This is a genomic window from Emticicia soli (assembly GCF_037860775.1).
Classification (GTDB): Bacteria; Bacteroidota; Bacteroidia; order Cytophagales; family Spirosomataceae; genus Emticicia; species Emticicia soli.
Genome location: NZ_JBBEWC010000006.1, coordinates 248,793 through 261,524, shown reverse-complemented (window position 1 = coordinate 261,524; position 12,732 = coordinate 248,793). Strand labels below are relative to the sequence as shown.

The 12,732-nt window shown below is 38.6% G+C and carries 10 protein-coding genes; 5 read left to right on the top strand and 5 right to left on the bottom strand.

What is annotated here, in order from left to right; genetic code table 11:
* Nucleotides 1-8 precede the first annotated feature (8 nt).
* Nucleotides 9-1,586 carry a ThuA domain-containing protein gene (locus tag WAE64_RS11230; protein ID WP_340236485.1) on the top strand — a complete coding sequence of 526 codons (1,578 nt, stop codon included), beginning with the start codon at nt 9-11 and terminating at the stop codon, nt 1,584-1,586.
* 39 nt (nt 1,587-1,625) lie between these two features.
* Here the strand turns inward: WAE64_RS11230 and WAE64_RS11225 are convergent, their stop codons facing one another.
* The 4 genes from WAE64_RS11225 to WAE64_RS11210 form a co-directional block, all read right to left on the bottom strand.
* Nucleotides 1,626-2,228, bottom strand: a complete 603-nt coding sequence (locus WAE64_RS11225) for a histidine kinase (protein ID WP_340236480.1) — start codon at nt 2,226-2,228, stop codon at nt 1,626-1,628.
* Nucleotides 2,229-2,429: 201 nt separating this feature from the next.
* Entirely contained in the window at nt 2,430-3,038 is a 609-nt protein-coding gene (locus tag WAE64_RS11220; protein WP_340236478.1) for a hypothetical protein, read from the bottom strand.
* Between the two features lie 82 nt (nt 3,039-3,120).
* A complete protein-coding gene (locus WAE64_RS11215) occupies nt 3,121-4,017 on the bottom strand; it encodes a DUF4249 domain-containing protein (RefSeq protein WP_340236477.1) in 897 nt (298 codons plus the stop codon).
* Nucleotides 4,014-6,398: a TonB-dependent receptor gene (locus tag WAE64_RS11210; RefSeq protein ID WP_340236476.1), complete on the bottom strand. Its 2,385-nt coding sequence runs from the start codon at nt 6,396-6,398 to the stop codon at nt 4,014-4,016. Before WAE64_RS11210 ends, WAE64_RS11215 begins: the two co-directional genes overlap by 4 nt.
* Nucleotides 6,399-6,711: 313 nt before the next feature.
* On the opposite strand from WAE64_RS11210, the gene WAE64_RS11205 reads away from it, so the two are divergent.
* Together WAE64_RS11205 and WAE64_RS11200 are read left to right on the top strand one after the other, a co-directional pair.
* Nucleotides 6,712-7,503: a helix-turn-helix domain-containing protein gene (locus tag WAE64_RS11205; protein ID WP_340236475.1), complete on the top strand. Its 792-nt coding sequence runs from the start codon at nt 6,712-6,714 to the stop codon at nt 7,501-7,503.
* An 81-nt stretch (nt 7,504-7,584) separates the two neighbouring features.
* Nucleotides 7,585-9,084 carry a serine hydrolase gene (locus WAE64_RS11200; RefSeq protein WP_340236473.1) on the top strand — a complete coding sequence of 500 codons (1,500 nt, stop codon included), beginning with the start codon at nt 7,585-7,587 and terminating at the stop codon, nt 9,082-9,084.
* A gap of 83 nt (nt 9,085-9,167) precedes the next feature.
* On the opposite strand, the gene WAE64_RS11195 is transcribed toward WAE64_RS11200, so the two are convergent.
* On the bottom strand, nt 9,168-10,544 hold the full coding sequence (locus WAE64_RS11195) for a glycoside hydrolase family 30 protein (RefSeq protein ID WP_340236471.1): 1,377 nt from the start codon (nt 10,542-10,544) through the stop codon (nt 9,168-9,170).
* Nucleotides 10,545-10,718: 174 nt separating this feature from the next.
* On the opposite strand from WAE64_RS11195, the gene WAE64_RS11190 reads away from it, so the two are divergent.
* The gene (locus WAE64_RS11190) at nt 10,719-11,702 is read left to right on the top strand and encodes a nucleoside hydrolase (protein WP_340236470.1); all 984 of its coding nucleotides are present in this window, start codon (nt 10,719-10,721) and stop codon (nt 11,700-11,702) included.
* Nucleotides 11,703-11,736: 34 nt separating this feature from the next.
* Nucleotides 11,737-12,732 (top strand): GRP family sugar transporter, encoded by a 996-nt coding sequence (locus tag WAE64_RS11185; RefSeq protein ID WP_340236468.1) that lies wholly within the window; start codon nt 11,737-11,739, stop codon nt 12,730-12,732.

Sequence of the window (12,732 nt, the reverse complement as noted above, 5' to 3'; positions counted from 1 at the left end):
CTGATAAGATGAAGAAGTTGATAGTTTTACTTTGCTTGAATGCTCATTTTGCTTTGGGGCAAAAAGTATTGGTGTTTTATGATATAGCAAATAAAACAGAGCTAGCGCATTTATTAGAAACGGCTTCATCGAAAAACAAAACAGTTGATACTACATCAAACCCTGCACGCTTCAACGAGGGGACTCTGAAAAACTACAATTCCGTAGTATTTCTTAATATTTCAGCTAATAGATTAAGTTTCAGAGAAGCCGCCGAGCTACAAAGATTCATACAGGCCGGGGGCGGTTTTGTAGGCGTTGGCAAAGCGGCAGAGAAATCTTATAAATGGTTGTGGTACGAGAAAATTCTGGGTGGTAGCCTTGCCGCCAATCAATTAGAAAATTCTACACAATTAAGCCTTATTACCAATGCAAGCATAGGCAAAACAAGCCTGCCACCACTCTGGAAAATAAACGATAAGCCACTTGTTTTTAACAACCTGCCAACCCGCTGCAAACCTGTGCTGCTCGATGTAATGGGCAAAACCTGGGCATGGTACTACTCAACCGACGAAGGCGGGAAACTGTTTTATACAGCACTTGGCTGTGAGCCATCGGCATACACTAATGCCAATTTTATTAAGCATATCTGGGCAGGTGTTGAAGAAGTAGCGGCAAAAGCCTTGCCTGATTACGTAAAAATAGCCGGAAGTGCCTTGCCGGAAGAAAAGAATTTTCTGAAAATACTGCTGGCTGATAGTTTGCAGAATCCTGTGGCTTTGGCAGCCCTTAGAAATAATAATGTGCTATTGGCAGAAGAAAGCGGACAAGTGAAACTCTATGAAGCCAATCAAAGAAAAATACGCAGCATTGGCAAAATAGATATAGCTAAGCTGAAAGCCATCAGGCTAGACCCCGAATATTATCAGAATGGCTATGTGTACACTTTTTCGGAAACTGCACCCGAAGAATATAAAATAAACCGGATGCAAGTAATAGGTGATTCTACCCTAATAATGACCGATTTTACGAGCCAGTCTACAAACCCTTTGGTGAAAAGTAGTAGCTACGATTTTGAACTTTATGCCAAGAGCTCATACCGTTTGCCGAAATATTATGACCAGAAATCGTTCAGGTTTGATAATGAACAAGGGCTGGTGGTAGAAACGCTTGATAACGACGATAATGTAAAGAATATAGAGCCTTTTCTGACGAGTATGAAGTTTAATTTCATTAAAGATATGGCGTTTGGGGCTGATGGAAACCTGTATTTTTTAGAAGATAATCAACTCAAAAAAGTAGACTATGCCGAAGGAAACCGCAAACCTATCGCTATTGCCTCGGCCAATGTAACAACAGGCAATGTGCCGCTGAAAGTAAGGTTCTCGTCAGATGCTTCGATAGATTATGACAAGAATGATAAGCTGAGTTTTGAGTGGATTTTTGATGGCCTAAATAAGTCGGTAGAGCCTAATCCTGAGTTTATATTTACCAAGCCGGGTGCTTTTGATGTAAAGCTAAAAGTAACTGATACAAGCGGAGAAACAGCAGAAACTACATTGAAGATTCAGGCTAATAAAGCGGCTGTAAAGCCTCGCAGAAAATAATCACCCTTTACAGCAGCATAAAGGGTGATTCGTTCACGGCTATTTAGTTGGAATCTCAATGATAAAAGTTGTATTGGGCATTGCGCCTTCGGTACGGCAATTCAGTTTTTCACCTACGTTTTTTACCAGCAAATGAATCTTCATGTTGGTATAATCGCTTTGTTTCTGAATCAAATCTTCAACCTGCTTGAAAACGAACAGGGGCTTTACTTGTATGGTTTCAGTGTTAAGATTGGTTTCTATTTCTTGAAAAAACTCCATCCGTTCCCCCAGCCGTTTCTTCTCCAGCTCCAGAAACAATATGACTGTTTCTATTTCCTGTGCCAGAGATATGTTTTTTTGTTTGGAATTAGTAGAGATTGATTTCAACAGGTTACTGAATTCGGTTAGGTATTGCGCAGCTTCCATCGGGCTATGCAGTAAAATATACTGCTTAATTGAGTTGAGGTTACTATATAAAAACTGCGGATTACTCATAACATTTTCAAGCTCCTGAATTTTAGCAACAATATGAGATTCTCTTTTTTGCTTCAAATAAGTTGTCAGACTCCATAAAAAACTAGTCAGCAATAACAAACCCATTGCCACATACAAAAACACATTCATTATCACTAACAAAAGAGTTGGATAAAAAAAAATCATAGCGTATGGTTGTTTCGGCTTTATAACAAATCTATTTAAATGCCTGTGCAGAGCAAAGGCACAATTATTATTTGGGCGATTTTATACTATATTTGGTAGTTTTTGGCGGGTATTTGGAAGGAGGGGTGGGAATTGACAAAAAAGCTATCAGCCAAACAAATGGAACTGATAGCTAAATGCCTTTAATGAGAATATTATTAATTATAAGCTATAATAAACTCCAAAATTGATTCTAGCTTCGGTATCCACATTATATTCTTGATAGGCGGCTTCCAATCCTAATTTGAAGTGTTGATCAATACTATATCTGTATTCAAGACCTGCTCCAAAACCTAGCGACAGGTAGCTTCCGAAATAGGGCGGGTTTGGGATATATTCTAATCCAACAGGTGGGTTCTTGTCTGGATTAACCATATACCCGCCGTATCTGAACTGTGAAGATAATGCAATTGCGGCGGAAGCATTAATACCCAAAAAATGTGATTTAAGCTTATAAATACCCACTAACAACCCTGTGTTAAGTTTTTTCGAACTGCTTTGCAAGAATGAGATAGTATATGGGTTAAGAACTAAGTCCAAATCGTTTACACTTTTATATCTCTGTGCATTAGCAAAACTTAATTGCGCTTGAAACGCTATCCGCTTGGTTAGTTGCCGCTCATATTTAGGTGTAAAATTATAACCCTTTATATCACCAGTTCCAAATAGAGTGAATCCTCCTGATAATCCTATTGTGTTTTTAAATTCGCTTTGCGCAAAGGTTTGCAAGCAGATAAATGTTGATACTACAAGTGTAATGGTGGTTTTCATAAAGAGATGGTTTAATATTGTCTTAAGTACTCAATCTTTTTCCCTGAAGGCGAATATGCTCAGAGTCTTAAATAAATTAAAATTAATCAGGAGATAGTTCCAATACAGTTTCATTATAAGCAGCAAATATCCCATAACCTCCTTTGATATTTGAGTAACGAGGATAAGGCGGAGAAAAGGCTTGTTCTAATTCGAATGCTGTATAGTAGGTTCTGGAATACTCATAATAACTTTTACTAAGGGTTCTGATTTGCCCCTCTACTTTATCAATATCTTCTCCACCTAAATTGCGCTTTAAAAATATAGGATCGAGTTCGTAACCTCTCTTAAAATAATAAATACTTCCCTGAAAACATATATCACTCATTATCACCTGTTGATTTGAATATAAAAAAAAGCAAGGAGAATCGGTACCACTAGCTTGTTCAATAGCAAAAGCAGTTAGTTGTGCTTTACGAACGCCCCTTACTGCAAAAAGACTCACTGAAAAGAAATCGGAACCTGGATTTTTATCCTTTAACGTAAGGAAGAATTTTTTAGCCGGCTTGCCTTTATTAAGACCTGATTCCATTTTTTCATCGAACTGATAAGATTCGACAACTGGTAAATCCGGAATTACCTCTTCATTTGTAGTTATGGATGGTAGCGTAGGAGAGTTAATTTTTAAAGAATAGCTAAAGCCTGCTTTAGGCTTAAAATTACTGGCAGAGATATAAATACCATTTGCGGTATATGTCAATTTTTCTATAAGAATAGTATTTTCATATAAAAGTACTTCTGCATTATTAATACCTTCTGTATAAATTTCTTTACCTGTGGGAGGGTATGTTTTAGATACCAGAACTTTAACGATTTCGCTCGGGCTTAGAATGGCATATACAACCATTTTGTCGCCCTCATAAGGCAATGGTATGGTTATCTCTCTCTCTTTACAACCATTGAAGAGTAAGATTAAAAGAAGCAGACAGATTTTTTTCATCTTAATTTTAACGAGTAACTGACAAATGGTAAAAGCGGAATAATCCCTACCTGATACAATTTATTTTCGATACCCTTAAAGTTGCCATCTGAAGTTGCAAAGGGGTAAGGCTGCCATTGTGTTTTCAGATAATAAGGATTAAGTCTATTATAAACATTATATATTCCAATATTTAAAGTAGCATTTCTATGACGCCGAGTTGTCCATTGAAAGCTATAACTTATATCTAAACGATGGTAGGCCGACATTCTATAGTTGTTCCGATTGCCATATATCTCAATAACAGACCCACCAAGCGTAAAATCTCTTTCAATAAAGTATCTGGCAAGGGCTATTGGAACAGTAACAGGTTGCCCGCTCTGGTAATTCCACGATACGTTAAATGAACTTTTGCTATTCTCAGGTTTGTAGTTTATAACAACTGCTAATATATGGCGCCTGTCAAAATTAGCGGCATACCAATTGCCATCGTTTATATTGGCAAATTTTCTCTCATTTTTTGCGTAGGTGTAAGCAATCCAGCCATTTAAAACGCCTTCTGTCTTGTTCAGAAAAAACTCTAAACCCTTTACTCGTCCAATCCCATTTTTTTCTATCAGGTTTTCCCATGAGGTATTAAAATTGGAGAAAAGGTTTTTTCCATCAGCATAATCAATCAGATTATTAAACTCTTTTTTATACGCCTCTATAGTTAGCTCAATGTGTTGTTTAGGGAAGGATTTGCTTAAACCCACCGAAAACATTTTAGAATTAGATGGGCTGATATTGTCGGTAGAAGGAACCCAGACATCATTCGGAAAGCCTACACCATTGCTATTTAATAAATGAATGAACTGATTCATTTCTGAATAACCTCCTTTAATGGCAATATGCTGTGGCAATAGTATATTCGCACTTACTCTGGGTTCAAGCCGATTGAAAGTATTATTTCGAACAATGTAAGAGGTTCGTCTGAGCCCTATATTAGTAGACAGCCATTTCGAGAAATTTAGCTCATTTTCTATAAACAGGCTATACTCATTGGCTGTTAATGGCGCTGTAATTTTTCTGAGAGAATCATTAAAAATAGGTTGTGAAGTTCTTAATGAAGTAGGGGTATATAAATGGTTGGTAGCTTCGAGACCAAATTTTGCCTGATAAAACGAAAAAGGAAACCACTCAAAAGAGGCTTTGCCCGACCAATCCCGAATGCTTGAGGTATTAAAAAGGTAGTCTTTTTCTTTCCATTGAGTATTAGCTTTTTCATAACTGGTACTGCCGAGTGTGTAATGATAATCAGAGAAACTAGCAATAGCCTTCAAAAAAAGCTTTGGATGCATGATATAATTTAGCCTGACACTACCAATCAAGTTACCCCAGTTAAGATTAACCTTGCCTCTATCATTAACCAGACCATCCTGAGATATTAAAAAATCATTTCCATGATAGATGCTTGCAAAAACCTGTGTTTTTTTATTGAGCTGATAGTTGATTTTAGCATTCACATCGTATAGCCAGTAATTAATAGAATTATCAGCTTTGCCGAGTTTGAACGCAATGATTGCAGGTAATAAAATTGGAGTTAGTGTAGAAGTACGGGCAGAAATCATGTAAGAAGATTTACCCCAATGTCGCCCCGGTAAAGGCCCTTCAAATAGAAGCTTTGAACCTATCAGGCCAATAGTTAGCTCCTGATTCTTTTTTTGGTTGTTCCCTTCTTTCATAGATATATCTAAAACAGAAGATAATCTCCCGCCATATTGAGCCGGGAAGCCGGCCTTATATAAAGATACATTTTTAATAGCATCAGTATTAAAAATAGATACCAAACCAAATAAATGAGAAGCATTATAAACAGTGGCATCATCTATTAAAATAAGATTCTGGTCAGGGCTACCGCCTCTGACTAGTAATCCTGAAGTGCCTTCATTACCCGTACTTACACCAGGAGTCATAGCCAAAGCTTTTAACACATCAGATTCACCGAATAAAATAGGTATTTCTTTTAACCTTGAAACAGGAATGCTCGTAACTCCTATAGGCGTTCTTTGCAGTTTTTGTTCTTCTGTGTCTACTACAAGTACCTCCTCTAGCACTTGTGAAACAGGTGTTAATTCAATAGCAAGTGTAGTATCTTTATCAAGGATTAGCTCAGTACTAAAGGTTTCGTAGCCGATAAAAGATACTTTAATGCTCACCGATTTCGGAGCCAGAGAAAGCGAAAAGTAACCATATTTATTAGTAAATATGCCGGTTTCTGAGTGTTCGTCAAAGATAGTGGCACCAATGAGTGCTTCTCCGGTATTGGCATCGCTCACAAAACCATTGAGACTCAAGCGCTTGTTTTGCCCAAAGGCATTAGCCATGCTCAGCAAAATGAGTAGAGAAATAAGTTTGTACATATCAAAGAAACTTATCTGTTCATTAATCTGATTGCCAATACATTTTCGGAGAAATAAAACAGTAATGAAAAGGCATAAACATAGCCTTTAATAGCAGCGAATACTGCATTTTTTTGAGATAGATTCATATTAAGTCACTTACAAAGGTTGTCAGAAGATAGCAAATAGACGTTTGTTTTATTATTCGGACAAGCGTCTATTTGAAAACGAAGTCAACATTCGTTTATTCTATCAGTATCACTAAATTCTTGATTTGCGCGTTATCTTTTTATCAATGCTACAATTATTTATATTTGATGAAAATTTTCGGTAAATGGAGAATCTTTCACCTGGAGAATATCAGGGCATAGTACATAGTACTTTTTCATCTAACGGTTTGCTTATCGGATTAACCGATTACAACCGTGAGCAGACAAAATCTTTATTACACACACACGAAAATCCGCACTTGAGTGTCGGACTTAGTGGGCGTATGGCAGTTGGTAGAAAATCGCACGCAGGTGTAAATACCAATATTGAACAATTCTCATATATTCGGGCTGGCGAAGAGCATCAAATAGCTTTGGTTACGTCCTTATGTAAAAATATTAATCTGGAGATAGAACCGGAATTTTTCAAGACTTATGACCTTAATGAATCTGATTTTGAAAAGGTGGCCGAAACTCCCGGTTCGTTTTATATCATGCTTCGTCTGTATAAAGAACTACAGATGCAAGATAATATCTGTAACGACAGCATTGATATGTTAATTCTCAATTTAATCCAGCCGCAATTATCAAGCATTAAAAAAACAATACCCCGCTGGACGCACATAATACACGAATTTCTCTGTGATAATTGGGACCGTGAAATTTCATTGCAGCAAATTGCCACAGCTGCAGGCATACATCCAGTAACTGTGTCAAAATATTTCCCCCGATATTTCGGGTGTAGTCTGGGTGAATACCGAAGGAGACTGAAAGTAGAAAAGGCGCTTCAATTAATGAATTTTTCAGATAAATCTTTAACCGATATTGCCTATATATGTGGCTTTTTTGATCAAAGTCATTTCATCAGAGTATTCAAGGAGGCTACAGGCTTTTCGCCAAAGAAATTCGTAAAATAGCGATGCGCTAATTTCATCCAATTTTCAGAAAACGTTGTATGGTAGTTTTGCATGTGTTCAAATAAATTACTTTACAATCACATGAAAAAGATATTATTAAACCTTCTGTTAATTACATTCAGTATCTACACCTATGCACAAAATCCTATACATCAGATCGACAGTCTGGTGGCTTTCAGGGTTGCAGATTATGAGCTATCAGGGAATGTTCTGGTAGCCGAAAAAGGAAAAATTGTCTACCAAAAATCAAATGGTATTGCTAACTCCGTAACAAATAAGCCCGTTACTTCAGCTTCGGCATTCCATCTGGCTTCCGTCTCCAAATTATTCACATCGATTGCTATTTTACAGCTCTATGAAAAAGGGAAGCTCAATTTAAATGATCCTGTTAAGAAATACGTTCCCGAATTAGATAACGGCGCTATTACCATTAGCCAGCTTTTATCTCACACTTCCGGATTGGCCGATTACCAGATATTGGAAAAACCGTATTCGCAGGATACGAGTAAAATATTTACTCTCATTGATATTCCTTTAGCCATCAATAACGACAAAAATGCTTTCCGGTCGGCGCCGGGCGAGAAATGGAGTTATTCAAATCCGGGATACAATTTGTTGGCACTAATTGTTGAAAAAATAAGCAAAACTCCGTTCCCTGACTATCTGAGCAAAAACATATTCAAGCCTGCAGGTATGTTGCATACCTACATCAGCACGCCCTTAATAAAAGTCGATGACCCTGAGAGGGTAGTTGGGTATGATTATTTGAATTTTGCCCCTTGGGTATTGCAAAGAGCAGACTCATTAAGACAGAACCACATAGAATTACTACATATAGACGGTTTGGTTGGTATGGGTAATGTAGTGAGTACGTCAGAAGATCTGCTGAAATTCGACAGAGCATTATACGCAGGTAAAATAATTAAACAATCAACACTAGATAAGGCTTTTACTCCCATTCGCTTAAATAATGGAGAGTTGGCTGTAACGGGCTGGAGAAATACAACATCATACTTTGGCTTGGGTTGGTGTATATTAAAAGATTCGACGTATGGCAAAGTAGTATTTCATACAGGTGGAATGCCCGGCGCTGTAACAGCTTTTATTCGAAACTTAAGCAAAGATCAGACAGTAGTTGTTCTTAATAATGTAACCCACCGCAGTACGCATGGTACAGCAATGAGCCTTATGTATTTGTTGAATGGAGGGGCTGTTCAGACTGATAAAAAATCAGTAGCAAACGAGTTTGTCAGAACATTAATTAAGCACGATGTAAATACTGCATGGGCCAGGCTAAACAGTATTAAAGCAGATACCGCTCATTTTCGCTTAGACGAAAGGGAAATGAATATGAATGGAATTAGTATGTTTTTTAATAACTACAAAGAAAAGGGAGTGGAAGTGCTGAGATTGAACACGGTTTTATTTCCAAACAGCGCAAATGTTTACGACAGTCTGGCAATGGCATTGGATGCCTCGGGCGATAAGCCGAATGCGATTCTAATGTATAAAAAGGTTTTAGAAATTAATCCGAATCTGAAAAGCGCAATCAATGCTTTAGAGAAACTGAAGAGTGATTGAGCATTAACCCCTCGTAGGTACAAATTAAATGAAGCCACCTTTTTATGTAATAATAGGGTGGCTTTATTATTAAACAAGCCCAATCACCAGATATATGTAGCAACTGAACCTCCATCGAGCGATTGGCTCAAGGTTTTGCCTTTGGTTGAAATAGTAAATGCTTGCGGCTTGTCAGATTCGTTCAGCACAATTAATACCGTTTTGCCCGATGGTGTTTTAAAAGCCACATTTGCAAGACTCATAGTAATATTGGAAGCAATACGCACCGAACCCGGACGAGCAAATTTAGATGCGTGTGCTACAATATAATAAGCCGGATTACGGACAATAGAATTACCTATGGTAATTGCTCCGAGACACTCAGTACAACCACCATCATTATGGGGATTTTGTTTTGGGTCAGCCGCCAGATTCCATTCCAAAACAGTTTTGCACCAATTGCGTGATCCTCCGATAATAAGGTTTTTAACGTGCCACTTTAAATCGCCTGCAAAATTGCCCGGTGCGCCAATCCATTGCTCTGTAAAGTAAAGGTTTTTATCAGGGTGGGCTTCATGCACATCTTTCAGGGCTTCAATACTGCCGCCGTATAAATGAAAGGCCGACCCATCAACGTATTTGCGTGTTTCGGGGTCGTTCAATATACTGATTGGATAATCAGGGCGGTCGGCGTTATGGTCGTATAGAATAATCTTGGTCTTGATTCCGGCAGTTTTGAAGGCTGGGCCGAGGCTTTTCTTGATAAATGCTCCTTGTTCGCTAGGTAACATCAAAAGACTTGGGTTATTGCCGGGATGCAAGGGTTCATTTTGAATCGTAATAGCATCAATCCTGATTTCCTCTTTCTGCATACCTAGTATATACTTAACCAGGTAAAGAGCATAAGCCTGATAAAACTCAGGTTTCAAGCTTCCACCTTTTGACTCACCATTAGTTTTCATCCAGGTCGGCGGTGTCCAGGGCGAGCCTAATATTTTAATATTCGGATTAATTTTCAGTATCTGTTTCAGTACAGGTATCAAATCTTTTTGCTCTTCTGCCAAGCTGAATTTCTTGATATTGGGGTCGGTTTCGCCTTTCGCTAAATCATTATAAGTAAAAACATGGTCGCTTAGGTCTGATGCACCAATGCTTATTCTCAGATAACTAATGCCTATGTTTTGTTGGTCGGTAGCAAAAAGTTCTTTCAGTAGTTCGGCTTTTTCGGAGTCTTTTAATTGATTAATCAAAGTAGCACTACCACCTGTAAGCGTAAAGCCAAAGCCATCCATGCGCTGAAAACGCTTGGTATCATCTACAAAAATAGTCGGCTCGTCGGTCTTTTCGTTCCCAAAGCTCAAGGCCACATTCTGTTTCTGAAATAGTGCCGATTTATCGGCATTGGTAAGCCATACATCTACTTGCTGTGCCTTTGCGAGTGCTGCTACCAAGCAAAATATTAAGGTTAAAGTATTTTTCATCGAATAGGTTTTTAATTTTTGGTTGGCAAGATAGAGAGAAATCTAAAACAAAGCCATCTTTAAACCAAATGAATGATATAAAACGCTTGTATTTATTCTGAAATAAATACAAACAATTAACTTTTATTTCCTATTTTTGGAAGTATCAATTCAGCCTCATAACCATCTATTCAAATGCCAAAGTTTTTTGTAATCATACTTTGTGTGCTAAGCCTTTGTGTTTCTGCTCAAAAAAATAAACCCGTGTCTGTTATTTTTGATACCGATATTGCACCCGATTATGATGATGTTGGGGCTATGGCGTTGCTTCATGCTTTTGCCGATGCCGGAGAAGCCAAAATCCTGGCTACTATTTCGTGCAATGCTTTCGAAACAACCGTACCCACAATTAGCTTATTGAATACCTACTTTGGTCGCCCTGATATTCCGATTGGCATCACAAAGCGCGACAAACCCAACATGAGTTGTCAGCAGAAATGGGCTGAGTTTATTGTAGACAAATATCCGCACAAGGTGAAATCGAACGCTGAGGCTATGGAGGCTACAAAACTTTATAGGAAGATACTCGCCAAGCAGCCCGACCAATCGGTAACCATTATAACCGTAGGGTTCTTCACTAATCTGGCCGATTTGCTTGCTTCTCAACCCGATGAATTTTCTAAATTATCGGGCAAAGACCTTATCAAAAAGAAAGTAAAATTGCTGGTATCAATGGCGGCAGGTCTTAACAAAGAAAACCGTGGACACGAGTTTAATGTGCATATCGATGCTAAAGCCTCTCAAAAGGTTTTCTCGGAGTGGAATACACCAATGTTGTTGAGCGGTTTTGAAGTAGGCGAGAGAATAAGAACGGGTATTCGATTAATAAACAATGAAAGCATACAGCAAAGCCCTGTAAAAGATGCGTATCAGGTAGCACTTGCCAAAGATAAAAACACCATAGGCCGCAATAGCTGGGACCAAACAGCCGTATTGGTGGCCGTGAAAGGCGTAGAACCTTATTTTTCGACAAGAAAACTGAACTTTGAGATTACAGACGATGGCAGTAATGTGTTGATTCCGGGAGAGAAGATAATGTACTTGACAGAGAAAATGCCAACGGCCGAAGTAACGGCTATCATTGAAGATTTAATGATGCATCAGCCTAAAAAGAAGTAAAAATATCTGTTTTATACCTTAACATCTTAAAGCTATGTTTATAATAGAAACATATCCGCTTGCGGTTATTTTTTGCATTATTACCATGTTGTGCTGGGGTTCGTGGGCAAATACGCAGAAACTGGCGGCCGCATCATGGCGGTTTGAGCTTTTTTACTGGGACTACGTAATTGGCATTGTGCTACTGGCTACGTTTGCAGCTTTTACACTCGGCAGCATAGGTAACCAAGGGCGTAGTTTTGTAGCTGATGTTCAACAGGCGGCCTCAGCCAACATAAGTTCAGCTATGTTGGGTGGTATCGTGTTTAATGCTGCCAATATTTTACTGGGGGCAGCTATTGCTATTGCTGGTATGGCTGTGGCTTTTCCGGTAGGTATTGGTTTGGCGCTGGTAATTGGGGTTATTGTAAACTACCTTGATAATCCGGTTGGTAATTCAAATATGCTTTTTTCGGGCGTGGCTTTAGTTGCTTGCGCTATTTTACTCAATGCTTATGCCTACCATCGCATGGCTTCACAAGCAAAAGGTGTATCGTCTAAGGGGCTTATACTATCAGTTGTAGCTGGGGTAATGATGGGCTATTTTTATAAGTATGTGGCGCAGGCCATGTTTCCGAATTTCCAAGTGCCTGAAGCAGGTAAACTAAGCCCCTATACGGCTGTGTTCTTCTTTTCGATTGGTATTTTTTTGAGCAATTTGTTGTTTAATACATTTCTGATGTTCCGTCCGTTTGTGGGTACACCCGTAACCTATGCCGATTATTTTGGGGGAAGTCTCAAAAATCATCTGACCGGAATTCTGGGTGGTGCCATCTGGTGTGTTGGTATGGCTTTCAGCATTATTGCGTCAGATAAGGCTGGCACTGCAATTTCGTATGGTTTAGGGCAGGGCGCAACGGTAGTAGCCGCTATATGGGGCATCTTTATCTGGAAAGAATTCAGAAATTCACCCAAAGGAACATCAACAATTTTGAATCTTATGCTGTTAATGTATGTAATAGGGCTGGGGCTGATAATAGCTGCAAGGTAA